Annotated in this window: 13 protein-coding genes; 6 read left to right on the top strand and 7 right to left on the bottom strand. The window is 60.3% G+C overall.

Features of this window, described 5'->3' with window-relative positions:
- Positions 1-2: 2 nt before the first annotated feature.
- The 3 genes from BLV67_RS26290 to yjiA all read left to right on the top strand — a co-directional run bounded on the left by BLV67_RS26290 (position 3) and on the right by yjiA (position 3,420).
- Positions 3-2,069 (top strand): carbon starvation CstA family protein, encoded by a 2,067-nt coding sequence (locus BLV67_RS26290; RefSeq protein ID WP_069786479.1) that lies wholly within the window; start codon positions 3-5, stop codon positions 2,067-2,069.
- A gap of 15 nt (positions 2,070-2,084) precedes the next feature.
- A complete protein-coding gene (locus BLV67_RS26285) occupies positions 2,085-2,282 on the top strand; it encodes a YbdD/YjiX family protein (protein WP_003176208.1) in 198 nt (65 codons plus the stop codon).
- 130 nt (positions 2,283-2,412) lie between these two features.
- On the top strand, positions 2,413-3,420 hold the full coding sequence (gene yjiA / locus BLV67_RS26280) for a GTPase (RefSeq protein ID WP_163005506.1): 1,008 nt from the start codon (positions 2,413-2,415) through the stop codon (positions 3,418-3,420).
- Between the two features lie 196 nt (positions 3,421-3,616).
- On the opposite strand, the gene glyA is transcribed toward yjiA, so the two are convergent.
- Together glyA and BLV67_RS26270 are read right to left on the bottom strand one after the other, a co-directional pair.
- Positions 3,617-4,870, bottom strand: coding sequence for a serine hydroxymethyltransferase (gene glyA / locus BLV67_RS26275; protein WP_056858229.1), 1,254 nt, complete (start codon positions 4,868-4,870; stop codon positions 3,617-3,619).
- Positions 4,871-5,042: 172 nt separating this feature from the next.
- Entirely contained in the window at positions 5,043-8,894 is a 3,852-nt protein-coding gene (locus BLV67_RS26270; protein WP_069786480.1) for a bifunctional diguanylate cyclase/phosphodiesterase, read from the bottom strand.
- Positions 8,895-9,178: 284 nt separating this feature from the next.
- On the opposite strand from BLV67_RS26270, the gene ettA reads away from it, so the two are divergent.
- Together ettA and gdhA are read left to right on the top strand one after the other, a co-directional pair.
- Entirely contained in the window at positions 9,179-10,843 is a 1,665-nt protein-coding gene (gene ettA / locus BLV67_RS26265) for an energy-dependent translational throttle protein EttA (RefSeq protein ID WP_056858231.1), read from the top strand.
- A gap of 348 nt (positions 10,844-11,191) precedes the next feature.
- The gene (gdhA, locus tag BLV67_RS26260; RefSeq protein WP_069786481.1) at positions 11,192-12,529 is read left to right on the top strand and encodes an NADP-specific glutamate dehydrogenase; all 1,338 of its coding nucleotides are present in this window, start codon (positions 11,192-11,194) and stop codon (positions 12,527-12,529) included.
- Here the strand turns inward: gdhA and BLV67_RS26255 are convergent.
- Positions 12,526-13,014 (bottom strand): GreA/GreB family elongation factor, encoded by a 489-nt coding sequence (locus BLV67_RS26255; protein WP_065911145.1) that lies wholly within the window; start codon positions 13,012-13,014, stop codon positions 12,526-12,528. The genes gdhA and BLV67_RS26255 overlap by 4 nt on opposite strands.
- Before the next feature lie 109 nt (positions 13,015-13,123).
- Positions 13,124-13,480: a hypothetical protein gene (locus BLV67_RS26250; RefSeq protein WP_017139297.1), complete on the bottom strand. Its 357-nt coding sequence runs from the start codon at positions 13,478-13,480 to the stop codon at positions 13,124-13,126.
- Between the two features lie 566 nt (positions 13,481-14,046).
- Between BLV67_RS26250 and BLV67_RS26245 the strand changes: the two genes are divergently transcribed.
- Positions 14,047-14,337 (top strand): DUF3077 domain-containing protein, encoded by a 291-nt coding sequence (locus BLV67_RS26245; RefSeq protein WP_069786482.1) that lies wholly within the window; start codon positions 14,047-14,049, stop codon positions 14,335-14,337.
- A gap of 157 nt (positions 14,338-14,494) precedes the next feature.
- Here the strand turns inward: BLV67_RS26245 and BLV67_RS26240 are convergent, their stop codons facing one another.
- The 3 genes from BLV67_RS26240 to BLV67_RS26230 all read right to left on the bottom strand — a co-directional run bounded on the left by BLV67_RS26240 (position 14,495) and on the right by BLV67_RS26230 (position 17,494).
- Entirely contained in the window at positions 14,495-14,800 is a 306-nt protein-coding gene (locus tag BLV67_RS26240) for a chorismate mutase (RefSeq protein WP_069786483.1), read from the bottom strand.
- Positions 14,801-15,036: 236 nt separating this feature from the next.
- Positions 15,037-16,890: an Lnb N-terminal periplasmic domain-containing protein gene (locus tag BLV67_RS26235; RefSeq protein WP_065911148.1), complete on the bottom strand. Its 1,854-nt coding sequence runs from the start codon at positions 16,888-16,890 to the stop codon at positions 15,037-15,039.
- 115 nt (positions 16,891-17,005) lie between these two features.
- The gene (locus BLV67_RS26230) at positions 17,006-17,494 is read right to left on the bottom strand and encodes a DUF3015 domain-containing protein (protein ID WP_017139294.1); all 489 of its coding nucleotides are present in this window, start codon (positions 17,492-17,494) and stop codon (positions 17,006-17,008) included.
- Positions 17,495-17,761 lie beyond the last annotated feature (267 nt).

Below are 17,761 nucleotides of genomic sequence, written 5' to 3'. Positions count from 1 at the left end.
AAATGAAAAATAATAATAGCCTGCTACGCCATCTACCCTGGCTGGTGCTGGCAATTGTAGGAGCATGCGCCCTGGGCGTAGTGGCCTTGCGCCGCGGCGAGGCGATCAACGCCTTGTGGATTGTGGTTGCTGCTGTCGCCATCTACCTGGTTGCGTACCGTTACTACAGTCTGTTCATCGCTAACAATGTGATGCAGCTCGACCCACGGCGGGCCACCCCCGCAGTGCTTAACAATGACGGTCTGGACTATGTGCCGACCAACAAACACATTCTTTTTGGTCACCACTTTGCGGCGATTGCCGGTGCAGGCCCGCTGGTCGGCCCGGTACTGGCGGCGCAAATGGGCTACCTGCCCGGCACGCTTTGGCTGATTGCCGGCGTGGTGCTGGCCGGTGCGGTGCAGGACTTCATGGTGCTGTTCCTGTCCACTCGTCGCAATGGCCGTTCCCTGGGGGACATGGTTCGCGAAGAGATGGGTCGCATTCCGGGGACCATCGCGCTGTTTGGCTGCTTCCTGATCATGATCATCATCCTTGCGGTGCTGGCGCTGATCGTGGTCAAGGCCTTGGCCGAGAGCCCGTGGGGCATCTTCACGGTGATGGCGACCATCCCGATTGCGATGTTCATGGGCGTGTACATGCGCTACATCCGTCCGGGCCGCATTGGGGAAATCTCGGTCATCGGCGTGCTGTTGCTGCTGGGTTCGATCTGGCTGGGTGGGCAAATCGCCGCTGACCCGGTGTGGGCCAAGGCCTTCTCGTTTACCGGGATCCAGATCACCTGGATGCTGGTGGGCTACGGTTTCGTCGCTGCGGTACTGCCGGTGTGGCTGATCCTCGCTCCGCGTGACTACCTCTCCACGTTCTTGAAAATCGGCACCATCATTGCCCTGGCGATCGGCATTCTGGTCACCATGCCAGAGCTGAAAATGCCGGCCCTCACCCAATTCATCGACGGTACCGGCCCGGTATGGAAGGGCGGCCTGTTCCCGTTCCTGTTCATCACCATTGCCTGTGGCGCGGTGTCGGGTTTCCACGCACTGATCTCTTCGGGCACCACGCCCAAGCTGCTGGATAACGAAGTCAACTCGCGCTACATCGGTTACGGCGCGATGCTGATGGAATCGTTCGTGGCGATCATGGCCATGGTTGCCGCTTCGGTCATTGAGCCTGGCGTGTACTTCGCCATGAACAGCCCGGCTGCGGTAGTCGGCGCTGACGTGGTGACGGTGGCGCAAACCGTTAGCAGCTGGGGTTTTGCAATTACCCCGGAAGCCTTGACGGCAGTGGCCCATGACATCGGTGAAACCACCATCCTGGCGCGTGCCGGCGGTGCGCCGACCCTGGCGGTGGGTATCGCGCAGATCCTGCACAGTGTGCTGCCGGGTGAAAACACCATGGCGTTCTGGTACCACTTTGCGATTCTGTTCGAAGCCCTGTTCATCCTGACCGCCGTCGACGCCGGCACCCGTGCCGGACGCTTCATGCTCCAGGATCTGCTTGGCTCCTTCGTGCCGTCGCTCAAGCGCACCGAGTCCTGGACCGCCAACCTGATTGCTACGGCAGGTTGCGTGGCAATGTGGGGCTACCTGCTGTACCAGGGCGTGATCGACCCGCTGGGCGGCATCAACACCTTGTGGCCGCTGTTCGGTATCTCCAACCAGATGCTCGCCGGTATCGCGCTGATGCTCGCCACCGTTGTGCTGATCAAAATGAAGCGCCAGCGCTACATTTGGGTGACCATGCTGCCGGCTGTCTGGCTGCTGATCTGCACCGTGACCGCAGGTTTCATCAAGCTGTTCGACGCTAACCCGGCGATCGGCTTCCTGTCGCTGGCCAAGAAGTACAGCGATGCCCTGGCCAACGGCCAGATCCTCGCGCCGGCCAAGAACATCGACCAGATGCAACACGTGATCTGGAACGCCTACACCAACGCAACGCTGACGGTGCTGTTCCTGTTCGTGGTCTTCAGCATCCTGTTCTATGCGCTCAAGGTCGGCGTCGCCGCCTGGGGCAACAAAGAACGCACGGACAAAGAAGCCCCGTTCCAGGCTGTACCGGACGCGTAAACGAGGATTGCAACCATGTTCAATGACATCAGTCGCCTCGGTAAATACCTCGGTCAGGCCGCGCGCCTGATGGTCGGCATGCCCGACTACGACACCTACGTCGAGCATATGCAAACCAAGCACCCGGATAAACCGATGATGGACTACAAGGCGTTCTTCCGTGAACGCCAGGAAGCCCGTTACGGTGGCAAGGGTGGGCCCAAGTGCTGCTGACCCGGTATTCGGGCTGGCGGTGATCCCATGTGGGAGCGGGCTTGTGTGGGAACTGGCTTGCCTGCGATAGCATCACCTCGGTCTGACTGATAGACCGAGTTGTTTGCATCGCAGGCAAGCCAGCTCCCACATGGGTCTGCTCCCCCATTTGTTTCTGTGTTTCTTCAAGGAGAATTTTTTGTCCTCTCCCATCCCCGTCACCATCCTCAGCGGCTTCCTCGGCGCCGGAAAAACCACCTTGCTGCGCCATCTGCTTAAAGCCGAGCACGGCCTTAAAATCGCCGTGATCGAAAACGAATTCAGTGATGCCGGCATCGACACCCAACTGTTGGGCGCCGAGCCTGTACAAGTCATGACCCTGTCCAACGGTTGCGTGTGCTGCACCATCCACACCGACCTGACCAAAGCCCTGTACCTGCTGCTCGAACGTCTGGACAGCGGCGAGATCGCCTTCGACCGCCTGGTGATCGAGTGCACCGGCCTGGCCGACCCTGCGCCCGTGGCCCAGACCTTTTTCATCGACGAGGAGCTGCGCGAGCGCTACATCCTCGACGGTATCATCACCCTGGTGGACGCGGCCCACGCCGAGCATCACCTGACCCAAACCATCGCCCAGGCCCAGATCGGTTTTGCCGACCGCCTGCTGGTGAGCAAGCGCGACCTGGTGGACGAAGCCACCTTCGACGCCCTTAGCCAGCGCCTGACCCGCATCAACCGCCGCGCGCCGATTCGGGTGGTCGACCACGGCAAAATCGACCTGGCCGAACTGCTCGACGTGCGCGGCTTCAACCTCAATGCCGGCATGACCCTGCGCCCGGTCAGTGCCGCGCCATCCATCGACCGTATTTCCAGCCTGGTGCTGCGCACCGACCAGCCGCTGGATATCGACCGGCTCAGCGAGTTCATGAATGAGTTGCTGGAAGATCACGGCAAACAGCTGCTGCGCTACAAAGGCGTGCTGAACATTGCCGGGGAAGACCGGCGCATGGTGTTTCAGGGCGTGCTCAAGCTCTACGGTTTCGATTGGGACAGCGAATGGGCCGAGGGCGAGGCGCGTGAAAGTGTGATTGTGTTTATTGCCGACGAGTTGCCCGAGGACAAAATCCGTGAAGGCTTCCATCGCGTCTACCAGTCCTGACCTGAAACACGGTCAAAAATGTGGGAGCGGGCTTGCTCGCGAATACGGTGGTTCAGCTAGCACAAGTATCAACTCAAAGACCGCTTTCGCGAGCAAGCCCGCTCCCACATTTGATTCGGTTTCAGGTGAGAGAGCCGTTTTTCAGGCATAAAAAAGCCCGGCTCAAGAGCCGGGCTTTTCAGTCACGCAACTGCAATCAAGCGCCGTACACCGGCAGCTTTTTGCAGATGGCCTTGACCTTCTCACGGACCGCGTCGATCACGGCTTCGTTGGAAAGGTCTGCCAGGATGTCGCAGATCCAGCCGGCCAGTTCTTTGCACTCTGCTTCTTTAAAGCCACGAGTGGTCACAGCCGGGGTGCCGAAGCGCAGGCCGGAGGTGACGAACGGCGAACGCGGGTCGTTCGGCACGGAGTTTTTGTTCACGGTGATGAAGGCTTTGCCCAGTGCGGCGTCAGCATCTTTACCGGAAATGTCCTGCTTGATCAGCGACAGCAGGAACAGGTGGTTTTCAGTACCGCCGGACACCACGTCAAAGCCGCGCTCGATAAACACGCTGGCCATGGTCTGGGCGTTCTTTACCACTTGTTGCTGGTAAGTCTTGAACTCAGGCTGCAGGGCTTCTTTGAAGCAGATCGCTTTGGCAGCGATGACGTGCTCCAGCGGGCCGCCCTGGGCGCCTGGGAATACTGCGGAGTTGAGCTTCTTCTCGATCTCGGCGTTGGCGCGCGCCAGGATCAGGCCGCCACGTGGACCACGCAGGGTCTTGTGGGTGGTGGTGGTCACCACGTCAGCGAATGGCACCGGGTTCGGGTAGACGCCAGCGGCGACCAGACCGGCTACGTGAGCCATGTCCACGAACAGGTAGGCGCCAACCTTGTCGGCGATAGCGCGAAAGCGCGGGAAATCGAGGATCTGCGAGTAGGCAGAGAAACCGGCCACGATCATTTTTGGCTTGTGCTCGACCGCCAGGCGCTCGACTTCGTCGTAGTCGATCAGGCCGTTGGCATCGATACCGTATTGAACGGCGTTGTACAGCTTGCCGGAGGAGGAAACGCTGGCGCCGTGGGTCAGGTGACCGCCGTGGGCCAGGCTCATGCCCAGGATGGTGTCGCCGCCTTGCAGCAGGGCCAGGTACACGGCGCTGTTGGCTTGGGAACCGGCGTGCGGCTGAACGTTGGCGTAATCGGCGCCGAACAGTTCCTTGGCACGGTCGATAGCCAGTTGCTCAACCACGTCGACGTACTCGCAACCACCGTAGTAGCGCTTGCCAGGGTAGCCTTCGGCGTATTTGTTGGTCAGAACCGAACCTTGAGCCTCCATCACCGCAGGGCTGGTGTAGTTTTCCGAAGCGATCAGCTCAATGTGCTCTTCCTGGCGCACGGCTTCTTGCTCCATGGCGGCGAAGAGATCGGCGTCGTACTTGGCAATAGTCAAATCACGGCTGAACATGGCGGTCCTCAAGGATCGGGGGCAGAAAAGGAGGGCATTCTAACCCAATGGGTTTTAGATGGCATATGAAAGGACATCATGTCGCGGACAAGTGGGGCTCACTTTAGCCACCGATCGTTCCCACGCTCTGCGTGGGAATGCCGCCCTGGACGCTCTGCGTCCACTGTGGAGGTCAGTCGAACATGAACAGCGCGTCGTTACTGAACTGCGCCTCAAACCGATTTGCCGGCATCGGCCGCCCAAACAGATAACCCTGCACCTCGTCGCAACCGTGCTCACGCAGGAAATCGAGCTGCTCATGGGTTTCCACGCCCTCGGCGATCACCGCCAGGTTGAGGCTGTGGGCCATGGCGATAATTGCGCGGGCAATTTGCGCGTCCTGCTCGCCGGACGGCAGGCCGTCGACAAAGGTGCGGTCGATCTTCAACACATCGATGGGGAATTGCTTGAGGTAGTTGAGCGACGAATAACCGGTGCCGAAGTCGTCCACCGCAATGCTCAGGCCGAGGTTTTTCAGGCTGGCAAGGATCTGCATGGCCTCGTTGACTTCGCGCATCAGGATACTTTCGGTCAGCTCCAGCTCCAGGCACGCCGGCGGCAGGCCAGTGTCCTTGAGAATGGTGGCGATACGCTCGCCCAACTGCCCATCGGAGAACTGCCGTGCCGAGATGTTCACCGAGACTTTCGGCACGCGCACCTTGTTCTGGTGCCAGGTCTTGAGCTGGCGGCAAGCCTCAGAGATCACCCAGTCGCCCACGTCCACCACCAGCCCCAACTCTTCCAGCACCGGAATGAAATCCCCCGGCGGCACCAGCCCACGGCGCGGGTGACGCCAGCGCAGCAGGGCTTCGGCGCCGGTCAGGCGCTTGCCGTCGCCGCTGAACTGCGGTTGGTAATACAGCACGAATTCGTTCTGTTCCAGGGCATGGCGCAGGTCGCTTTCCAGCTCCAGACGCTCCAGGGCGCTGGCGTTCATGTCGGCCTGATAGAACTGGAAGTTGTTCTTGCCGCGCTCCTTGGCGTGGTACATCGCCGTGTCGGCGTTTTTCATCAACTGGCTCAGCTCGTTGCCGTCCTGCGGGCTTAAGGCGATGCCGATACTGGCGGTCACAAAGAACTCGCGGCCCTCCAGCACAAACGGCTTCACCAGGCTCGCCAGGATCTGTTCGGCCACGCTGATTGCGCGGTTCAACGCCATCTCGCGGCTCACCCGTGGTTGCAGCAGCAGGGTGAACTCGTCACCGCCCATGCGCGCCACGGTGTCGTCTTCGGCCACACAGCCGAGCAGGCGGGTGGCCATTTCCTTGAGCATGCGGTCGCCGGCGGCGTGGCCCAAGGAGTCGTTGATCGGTTTGAAACGGTCGAGGTCGAGGAACATCAGCACCACCCACGACTTTTGCCGTTCGGCCGACTGCAACGCGGTGTGCAGGCGGTCCTGGAACAGCGTGCGGTTGGGCAGGTGCGTCAGGGCGTCGTAATACGCCAGGCGATGAATGCGCTGTTCGCTGGCCTTGCGCTCGCTGATATCGCTGAAGAAACACACGTAGCTGGCCAGGTCGCCTTCATCGTCGAACACGGCGGTAATGCCGACCCAGGCCGGGTAATGCTCGCCATTGCGACGCTTGAGCCACACTTCACCTTCCCAGGTACTGTGCTGGTGCAACTGCTTGAGCACGTAACGCAGGTGGGCTTCCTGCTGTTCGTCGACGGTGAGCATGTTCGGCAACTGGTCGAGCACATCCGCCACGGCATAGCCGCTGACGCGGCTGAACGCCTCGTTGGCTTGCACGATATAACCGGCCGGGTCGGTGATCAGGATCGCTGAGGTTGAGTGCTCGAATACCGTGGCCGCCATGCGCAGGTCTTTTTCGGCGCGGCGTTGCTGGCTGATGTCACGGCCCACACCAAGGATGCCTTCGAACGCGCCGTGTTCATCCCACACCAGCACCAGGCGCATCTCGATCGGTACCTTGCGGCCATCGGCGCGCAGGCAGTCGAACAGGAACAGCTGGGTATGCACTTGATCGCGCAGCGTATTCAGCGCGGCGGCGTCGCCCAGGGCACGGCTGACCTGTTCCATCAGGCTGTAAATGCCGGCCAGTTGCTGCGGGTTGGCGATGATCGACTGCCAGCCGTTCTTGAACACCCAGTCCACGTCATAACCCAGCACGGCGTTGACCGACGGGCTGACGTAGTTGAGGGCCAACTGGCTGTCGGTGGAGCAGATCACGTCACTGATGCTTTCGGCCAGCATGCGGTAGCGCTGCTCGCTGTCGCGCAGGGATTCGCTGGCTTCAATCTGGTCGGTGATGTCCTTGGCCACGCCGATGATGCGCGTGACCACCGCGGTTTTGTCGCGGGCCAGGGCCTGCTCGCGGATATCAAAGCGCCGCCACTGGTTATTGCGATGACGAAAGCGCAACTGGCACTGCAACTGCGTGGTGTAACCGACCTCACGCTGGCGTTGGCGCAAGTCGTGGTAGTACTCGGCATCTTCGGGGTGCAACAGGATTTCCCAGAAGTACTCGCCCATTTGCTGCAGTTCGGCCTTGTTGTAGCCGAGGGTGTGGCCCAAATGGTGGTTGCTGAAAATCATGCGCTGGCTGATCACGTCCTGCACATACAGGTGATCCGGCACGGTGCGCACCACGTCCGACCAGAAACTCTCGCGCTCCACCAGCGACAGCTCGATCAGCTTGCGGCTGGTGATATCGTTGATGCTGAGGATCACGGCCTTGAAGTCGTCCTGCTGCTCCGGCAGGCGCATCACCAGCCACAGGTATTGATCGTTACCGGCGACGTCATTGAGCTGGATTTCCAGCTCCAGCTGCTTTTGCTGGGTCAGCACCGCCTCAAGCACTTGATAGCCGATGGCGGTGGCATTGCGTGGGCAATCATCGATCAGGCGTTCCCAGGCTTCCTCGCATGAGCCAACATTCAACAGGCGCACGGCCACCTGGTTGACTTCGGTAATGCGCAATTCCCTGAGCAATTGCTGACGTTCTGCGGCGTTATTGTGCAGCCAGGCCTGCAATTGCTCGCGAGTCTGCTCCCGGGTTTTGTCAAAAAACGCCTTGAGCTCCGACAGGTCCAGCACGCACAGGGCCACGCCGGTGCCTTCGAAAATATCCTGGTAACGCCGGCGGCCCTCATGCACCTGGCGCTGGCGGCGGCGCATGTTCAGCAGCACGATCAGCGGGATCAGCGAGAACGCCAGGCCCAGCAGGCATTTACCGATAAACGCCGGCAGCAGTTGTTGCAGCACCGCACTGCGGTCGAACAGGCCGCGCAATTGCCAGTCGCTTTTGCTCAGGGGCGTGACCAGTACGCTTTTGCTCAATTCATCCGGCGTCAGCGCCGAGGCCCACTGTGCGGGCATGCCATTGTCACGGCTGACCACGCGGTGGTTCAGGCGGTTCTCGATGGCCCACATCGGGCGCTGGCCCTGGCCGTCCTGGCGGGTGAGGTTGCTCAGGTAGTTGGGCGCCAGGCGCAAGGCCCAGTACATTTTCGAGCCGCCACTGGGCTGCTGCAGCAACAAATAGATCAGGGTGCCGTCGGCGTTGTTGCTCAGGTAATAAGGTTGCGAGTGGCTGCGCTGCACCAGTTCCTCGAGCCAGGCGCGGTCCTGGCTGTCTTTGGCGCTGTCACTGATCAGCGCGCCGCTGGGGGCGAGCAGGGCGACACTGCGCAGCTCCGGCAGCGAACGTTGCAAGGTACGCATCAATGCCTGTTGCTGTTCGTCGTTGCGCGGCGGCTCGACCATCGGCAGCAGGTTCAGGGCGATTTTCGCGCTCAGGGCCATGTTCAGGCTGATCTGTTCAGCCAGGTCGGCGCTGTAGTCGATGGTGTATTGCTGCTGGTTTTTCTGGTTTTGCTGCAGCTGGTCCAGCAGTTGCCAGAACAATAGCGCCAGAAGCATCAGCACCAGCGTCGCCAACGCGCCTTTAAAAGTGCCGTGCAGGGGCGCGCCCGGCGCTATATGAGCGGCGCGCAAGGGCGTGGGCGGAGTGACTTTGGACAAGCTGTGATCCTGCGGTTTGGCTGGACTGGCGCGCGACGTGCACTATAAGCCGGACGCCCGGAGGGCGGCTAGCATGCCTTGCCTTGTGGCAAAGTGCCAGCCCCGCCTGGCTGGACTGCCCAAGCGCATTCAGGTAGCTTTGCCGGTTACGCGGGGGCGTTCCAGCCCCAGACATTCAGGCTTTTTCCGCTCGCAGGCATTGATGATAGTCAACGGCCCGCGCCGCGCATGGCCTGCACGGGCTCCGCCCGCTTAATTCATCAGTCACTGACGCTAGGTTCACCATGGCTCAATACGTCTTCACCATGCATCGGCTGGGAAAAGTTGTTCCGCCGAAGCGGGAAATCCTGAAAAACATTTCGCTGTCCTTCTTCCCCGGCGCCAAGATCGGCGTGCTCGGCCTCAACGGTTCGGGTAAGTCCACGCTGCTGAAAATCATGGCCGGCGTCGACACCGAGTTCGAAGGCGAAGCCCGCCCGATGCCCGAACTGAACATCGGCTACCTGCCGCAAGAGCCGATCCTGGACCCGACCAAGACCGTGCGTGAAGTGGTCGAAGAAGCGGTGGCCGTGATCAAGAACGCCCAGGCCCGCCTGGACGAGGTGTACGCCGCCTACGCCGAAGAAGATGCCGACTTCGACAAACTGGCCGCCGAACAGGCCAAGCTCGAAGCCATCCTGCAGGCTGGCGACGGCCACAACCTGGAACGCCAGCTGGAAGTCGCTGCCGACGCGCTGCGTTTGCCTGCGTGGGACGCCAAGGTCGAATTCCTCTCCGGCGGTGAAAAACGCCGTGTGGCCCTGTGCCGCCTGCTGCTGTCGGCTCCCGACATGCTGCTGCTCGACGAACCGACCAACCACTTGGACGCCGATTCCGTCGCCTGGCTGGAGCACTTCCTGCACGACTTCCCGGGCACCGTGGTAGCGATCACGCACGACCGTTACTTCCTCGACAACGTCGCCGGCTGGATCCTCGAGCTCGACCGTGGCGCCGGTATCCCTTACGAGGGCAACTACTCCGGTTGGCTGGAAGCCAAATCCGACCGTCTGGCGGCCGAATCCAAGCAACAATCGGCCCACGAAAAAGCCATGAAGGAAGAGCTGGAGTGGGTGCGCAAAGGCGCCAAGGCCCGCCAGTCCAAATCCAAGGCACGTCTGCAACGCTTTGAAGAAATGCAGTCGCAGGAATTCCAGAAGCGCAGCGAAACCAACGAGATCTACATCCCGGCCGGCCCGCGCCTGGGTGACAAGGTCATCGAATTCAAGAACGTCTGCAAAGGCTATGGCGACCGCGTGCTGATCGACAACCTGTCGTTCTCCATGCCAAAAGGCGCGATCGTCGGCGTTATCGGGGGTAACGGTGCGGGTAAATCCACACTGTTCCGCATGCTGATGGGCAAGGAAACTCCGGATTCGGGCAGCATCGAAATCGGTGAAACCGTGCAGCTGGCCTGTGTGGACCAGAGCCGCGAAGACCTCGACGGCAGCAAAACGGTATTCCAGCAAGTCTCCGAGGGTTCGGACCAGATCCGCATCGGCAACTATGAGATCCCGTCGCGCACCTACGTCGGCCGTTTCAACTTCAAGGGCGGCGACCAGCAGAAGTTCGTCAAGGACCTGTCCGGTGGTGAGCGCGGTCGCTTGCACCTGGCCCTCACCTTGAAAGAAGGCGGCAACGTGTTGCTGCTCGACGAACCGTCCAACGATCTCGACGTTGAAACCCTGCGCTCCCTGGAAGAAGCCCTGCTGGACTTCCCGGGCGCCGCCATTGTGATCTCTCACGATCGGTGGTTCCTGGACCGCGTCGCGACGCACATCCTGGCCTACGAAGATGACTCCCAGGCGGTGTTCTTCGAAGGTAACTACACCGAGTACGAAGCGGACCGTAAGAAGCGTTTGGGCGATGCTGCTGCCCAGCCGCACCGTGTACGGCACAAAAAACTGGCCTGAGTTGGGCTGGTTTGAAAGAGCGGAGCCTTCGGGCTCCGCTTTTTTTTGCGCGTAATTCAGGAGGGCCGAGGTGGATTTATCGCAGGCAAGCCAGCTCCCACCTTTGGCCGCCTTTCAAGCTGGCAACCCGATCAAATGTGGGAGCTGGCTTGCCTGCGATAGCGGTTTACCCGTTGGTGCATTTGCTGATGTGAAATCCCCTTAATGGTGCAAGAAATCACAATAATTTATATATAAAGCACCATTTAAATTCACAAAGGCGACACTTTGCGCTTTTCAGGTGCAACATGAATTGCTAAGGTCCGGCTCAATCTCATTTAAAAACAATCAATTTGCCGAGACTTCTCCATGATCGAATCTGTCGAATCCTTCCTTTCGCGCCTCAAGAAACGCGACCCCGACCAGCCGGAGTTCCACCAGGCCGTAGAAGAAGTCCTGCGCAGCCTGTGGCCGTTTCTTGAGGCCAACGCTCACTACTTGACGTCGGGCATTCTGGAGCGCATCTGCGAGCCGGAACGCGCGATCACCTTTCGGGTGTCGTGGGTGGATGATCACGGCAAGGTTCAGGTCAATCGCGGGTTTCGCATCCAGATGAACAGCGCCATCGGCCCCTACAAAGGCGGCCTGCGCTTTCACCCGTCGGTGAACCTGGGCGTGCTCAAGTTCCTCGCCTTCGAACAAACCTTCAAAAACTCCCTGACCTCGCTGCCCATGGGCGGCGGCAAAGGCGGCTCGGACTTCGACCCCAAGGGCAAGAGCGACGCCGAAGTGATGCGCTTCTGCCAGGCATTCATGAGCGAACTGTACCGCCACATCGGCGCCGACGTGGACGTGCCGGCTGGCGATATCGGTGTGGGCGCGCGTGAAATCGGCTTCCTGTTTGGCCAGTACAAACGCCTGAGCAACCAGTTCACCTCAGTACTGACCGGCAAAGGCATGGCCTACGGCGGCAGCCTGATCCGCCCTGAAGCCACCGGCTTTGGCTGCGTGTACTTCGCTGAAGAAATGCTCAAGCGCAACGGCCAGCGGGTTGAGGGTAAACGCGTGGCGGTCTCCGGCTCGGGTAATGTCGCGCAATATGCTGCGCGCAAAGTCATGGACCTTGGCGGCAAGGTGGTTTCCCTGTCCGACTCCGAAGGCACCTTGTACGCCGAAAGCGGTTTGACCGAGGAGCAATGGTCGGCGCTGTTGGAGCTCAAAAATGTGCAGCGCGGGCGGATCAGTGAATTGGCTTCTCGTTACGGGCTGGAATTTCGCGCCGGTAAAACGCCATGGGAACTGGCCTGCGACATCGCCTTGCCCTGCGCCACCCAGAACGAGCTCGACGCCGAAGCCGCCCGCACGCTGCTGCGCAACGGCTGTATCTGCGTGGCCGAAGGCGCCAACATGCCAACCACCTTGGAGGCTGTGGATATCTTTATCGAGGCGGGCATTCTGTTCGCGCCGGGCAAAGCCTCCAACGCCGGTGGCGTGGCCGTGAGTGGCCTGGAAATGTCGCAGAACGCCATGCGCCTGCTGTGGACGGCAGGCGAAGTCGACAGCAAGCTGCACAACATCATGCAGTCGATCCACCACGCCTGCGTGCACTACGGCGAAGAAAACGGCCGGGTCAACTACGTGAAGGGCGCGAACATCGCAGGCTTTGTGAAAGTCGCCGATGCGATGCTGGCTCAAGGTATCGTCTAAACCTCGGGCTCGACGCGCAGCACCTCGATCAACTGATCGCCGACGGGGCGTTTCCACAGCACCTCGTCGCCGACTTGCGCACCCAGCAATGCGCGGCCCAGCGGTGAGCCCCAGTTGATCAGATGGGCGTGGGCGTCGGCCTGGTCTTCGCCGACCAGTTGAATGCGCTGGTGTTCGTCCTGCTCGTTGGCAAAAGTCACCCAGCTGCCGATCTGTACCTTGTCGGTGGAAGTGGCCGGTGCTACCACTTGGGCGCTTTGCACGCGCTGGTTGAAGTAGCGCAAATCGCGCTCAAGGTCCGCCAGGCGTTGTTTATCGTCCTTGGCGGATTCGAGGCTGTGTTCCTGCTGCAACTGCGCAACCTTGGCTTGCAACTGCGCCAACCCTTGCGCGGTGAGGCGGTTGGGCTGCTCACTCACTTGGCGCTCCACCGGCTGATCGGCCTGGGCGGCGGCGTTGTCTTCATTTACAAAAGCTCGGCTCATGACGTTCTCCTTCTATGAAGGTTGGGCCATGGTCGCCGCGCGATCGTTCCCACGCTCTGCGTGGGCATGCAGCCCTGGACGCTCTGCGTCCGCTTTTCAGGAAAGCGTCCTATTGCGTGCGATAGGCGCGGGCGGCGTCACGATCTTTTTCCTGCTGCCAGGCGCGTTCACGGTCATCCCAGTGATTGTCCTTGTAGTCGCGCAACTCCTCGTTCTCGCGCATGGCCTTGCACTGGCGGAAACCGTCTTCCCAGCCCTCGGCGTATTCACGGTCCTTCAGATAACGCGGCACGTTCTTGCGAAACTCCCCGCTGATCACACCCGCCGCCTGGCGACCACTGCTGCAACCGTCATCAAAACCATCGGCAAAGGCCGGAGGATAACCCTTGGCGATTAAATCCTGATGGGTGGACTGGCAACCCGACAACCACACTAGCGCACACAGCATTACCGCAGACCGCCACATGGCGTACTCCCTGGCCGCTTTACGGCTGATAGGGGAAGTCTAGTCAGGGAATTGTCGGGGAGGCGTGAAAGGGCGGTGAGAAAAGTGTTGAGTTAAAGGGCCATCAACGACGAGCGCTCGTTCCCACGCTCTGCGTGGGAATGCAGCCCAGGACGCTCTGCGTCCGCTTTGAAATCGTGACGCGGAGCGTCACAGGATGCATGCCCACGCGGAGCGTGGGAACGATCTATTAAAGGGCCATCAACGACGATTCCCTTTAACTTGCAGGACGTTTCCTAGAGAATCGCTGGCCTATTGTGCCTTAGGGTTTGGGGCACTAGTCTCCTGGCTCCGCTGTGAAAACAGCGGCCGGGTTTAGCGACCCGAACCATCGAGACTCATCCTCTTTACACACTTGGCAGGCGGTTTTTATACCTGTCGATATCGTGTTATGGCGGCTGTGCGCGGGAGATCTTCGGATCTGCCGGGTGTCTAGGTGACCGGTTCGCTAACCTGCGTACAGCTGCCACCCTTTCATGTTTAGCGACGTGCTCTGGTGGTCCTTTATCTCACTTAGCAGGTACACCATGTCTAAAGTCGTCCCCGATCCACCCCTGTCCTCAATCACCACCCTCGGCGTCGTCACCTTTGGCGACTACGGCGAAAACCAAAAGCCGCTGTTCCGCATCAATGCCGGCATGCCGATCGACGAAGCGCTGGAACACGCCTCCACCCTGCTGTTTTATTCCAAAAAACTCGCCATGGAAGCCGCCATGGACGTGCGCGGCGAGCAATACGCCTGGGCCGCGCATTACCTGTGTGAAATGGGCAAGGCCGTCGTCGACGACCTGACCCAAGCGATGACCCCTACCACTTAGCGGCTGAGCCGGCTCATGTGGCGAGCAGGCTTGCCCTGCGTTGGGCTGCGAAGCGGCCCCAATAAGGAGGAGTGCGGTGTATCTGGCACTCTTCGGTTGACTACTTTGGGGCTGCTGCGCAGCCCAACGCAGGGCAAGCCTGCTCGCCACAAAGGGGTTATGTCGTCTGGTAGGTCGTCAATGCGGAATGTTCAGCCAATTCCTGCTGAATAAACGCCGCAATCATCGCGCGATACACCTGCTCAGTGACCTCAGGGTTGGCGCCCACCTCCTCGGATAACCCCCGCACTTTGGCGATCACCTGTTCAACCCGTTGCGGCGCCTTGACGCCATCGGCGTCTTTCTTAAAGCGCGCAGCCTGGGAAACGTAGTGGCCGCGCTCGGCCAGCAGGGTGACGATTTGTTGGTCGAGGCGGTCGATGTTTTCGCGGACTTGTTCAAGGGTGGTGCAGTTAACAGCCATGTTGAGGGAGCTCCTGATTTCGATGTATTTGGGATATGCACTGGCAAAATGTGGGAGCGGGCTTGCCTGCGATGGCGGTATGTCAGCTAAAAATTAACAACTGACACTCCACCATTGATCGTCCCCACGCTCTGCGTGGGAATGCCGCCCTGGACGCTCTGCGTCCGCTTTAAAGGCGTGACGCGGAGCGTCACAGGATGCATTCCCACGCGGAGCGTGGGAACGATCTGGGGTGGTTAGTAGTGATACCACTTCACTTCAAGCATCACTTCATTCACCGGCGTCGACAAATGGCTGTACTCACGCTGGGCACTCAAACGCAGGCCCAGGTTGCGCGACAATTCCCACTGTTGGTTCAGGCTGATGCTGCGCCGTACTTCGCCATTGGTGAAGAAATCACCCTTGGCTTCCAGGCTCAGATTCCCCAGCGGGTTTTTCCACAGCACGCCGGTGTTGAACCCGGCAGCCGGTGAGATGGCTTCGCTGAAGTCGTTGTTATGCTCCACACGCACGGTGCCGAGGGCGAAGCCCAGCATGTCGTCGGTGAGTTGCCAGGTGCCGCCCGCGCCGCCGTTGACGTGGGCAACCAGGGTTTCGTCGTCGTGTTTGCCAGGCACGCGCTCCAGGCCGCCGGTCACTTGCCAGGACCACGGCTGCAACAGCGCGTTGCGCGGGGTCAGGGAGCGGATGGTGGCCAGGTCGAGTTGCTGCAGTTGCCAGTGGTTGCCCTCGTACTGGCGCAGTTTCATTTGCAGAATTTCGATCTGCGCGCCCAGCGGGAAGCCTTCGGCGTTGTCGTTGAGGTCGTGGTAGGCCATGCGCAGGCCGTATTCGCCAAAGGTTTTGCTACCGCGGGTGCCGATGCCGGCCTGCCAGGTGCGCGATTCGTGGCCGTCTTCGGGCAGGCCGGGGCGTTCGATTTTAAGGTCGGGCGCCGGGTTCTGGTTGATCGCGCGCAGCAGTTCGAAGCTGCGTTGCGAGCGTTCGGTGTCGCGCTCCAGGCCATTGGCGCGGTAGCGGCCGAGGCGATAGGCAGCGTCGATAATCAGCGCCTGACGTTCGCGGGGCAGGGCTTTGAAGGCCGGTTCCTGCAACTGCTTCTGGTCATCGCTGATTTTCAGCACCCATTGCTGCTCGTCGCCATCCAGTGGCTTGGCGCGTTCCAGCAACTCGCGTTCACGGGACGGGCGGTAGTCGATCTTCTCCACCAGGCCCGCTTCTTTGACGGCTTTGACGGTGTCGGTGGGGATCGCCGTGAGCGGGAATTGCTCGGTCAGGCGCAGGCTCGGGCGCGCCACTTGCAGCAACTCCAGCAGGCGATAGGAACAGTTTTCATCGAAGAAGAAGTAGTCGAACTGGATCTGCTTGAGCTCCCACACGTGCTCGACCATGCGCTTGGTCTCGACTTCGGTGAGGTTCAGGCGGTATTCCCACAGGTCGCGGTTCTCGAGGCTGCGGTATTCCGAGAGTTTTTCCTGGTACGGCACCAGCGCGAACAGGCCGGGGTAGCCGCCCATCAGGCCTTTCCAGGCGTAGAGGATGCTGTTGTCGGAGCCTTCGATATAGGCGCCGAAGTTGATCGCATAGCTGAGCAGCGCGGTGTTGTTGCTCTGCACGTCAGCCTGGTCGATGCGCAACAGGGTGTGGCCGAACATCGACGACGGGCTGTTGAGGTAGGCCGCCGGGAAGATCATCACCGCGCTGTGGGGCGCGACGTCCTTGAACCATTGGGTGAATTCCTTGCACTCCAGCGCGGGCAAATCGGTCAGGTTCAACTGACTCTTGAGCCAGCGGGTACGTGCGGGGTAAACGCATTGGGCGTGCTTTTCGCCGAGGCTGGCCGGGGCGTACAGCGCCTCCACGGTGGCCTGCAGTTCCTGGTCCGGGTGGTGGGCGCCATCGGGGGCGAGGAAGAACTTTTTGTCGCTGACATAGCTGCGCCAGCCCTTGAGCTTGCCGGCCTCGTAATGACCCAAAGACAGCCAGAACGGATCATTGGCCAGTTGCTGCAAACGTTGATCATCAATATGCGGCGCCGCGTACAGCGGGGCGCAGGCGAAGAGTGCCAGCCAGGCAAAGCGTTTGAGCATAAGGGCAACTTAAGTCGGAAGTAGTGAGACCCAAAGGGGAGGCGGGCCCAAAAATAGAACCAAAAATAAAGCCAGAAATAAAACCCGCGCCTCGAAAGGCGCGGGCCAGTCGAGCTTAAGCCTGGGTAGCGTATTTGGCCAGGCGGGTATCGCTTTTCAGTACAGCCAGGGTGTTGTTGTGCACGTCGTCGGCGGTCACGTCAGCTTTGCTGAAGATCTGCTGGAAGTGCTCGTGGGTCACGGCCGCGAAGTGCTCGCGATCTTCCGGTGCAACGCCCAGTACCACCGCGTAGGTGGTCAGCGCTTCGCCGTTGCCTTTGGCCATGTCTTCGGACAGCTCGTTCATCATGCCATTCATGGCAATCCAGGACTTGCCGCCGTAGGTCAGGGCGCTGTTGGTGCTGCAACCGTTGGTGCCCGAGGTCATGCCGAAGGTGGCGTTACCCGAGGTGCCGTTGGTGGTGGAAGCGAGGAAGTGAGCCGGAGTACCGCGCTGGCCTTCGAACAGCATGTTGCCCCAACCGCAGTTCGGGCCACCTGGCGATTCAGCCATTGCATTGAGGGAGACAACGGTGAAGAGAGTACCAAGAAGGATCCGTTTCATAGCTTTGTTCTCTTTGTGTGCAAACCAATGGACAAGGGTTCAGGCGCGTCGCAGCGCCCTAGGGGCCAGTTATTAGTCCAACCCGCGCAGTTTGGAGTTTAGGCACGATCCCAGGGTTCCGTGATTTTTTATAAAACAATCGGTGTGGTTGTCGAGCGTGGCAGCGATTTTTTTGTAAGACGCATGCCCTGTCTATGCTTTCCCACAGCCTCGCCTTGCCAGAGCGCGTCAGCGAGAGCCAGAATGCCGACATCTGCCCCGCCTGAT

Origin of the sequence: Pseudomonas salomonii, assembly GCF_900107155.1 — a bacterium.
Taxonomy (GTDB): Bacteria; Pseudomonadota; Gammaproteobacteria; order Pseudomonadales; family Pseudomonadaceae; genus Aquipseudomonas; species Aquipseudomonas salomonii.
This window is presented reverse-complemented; position numbering and strand designations above follow the sequence as displayed.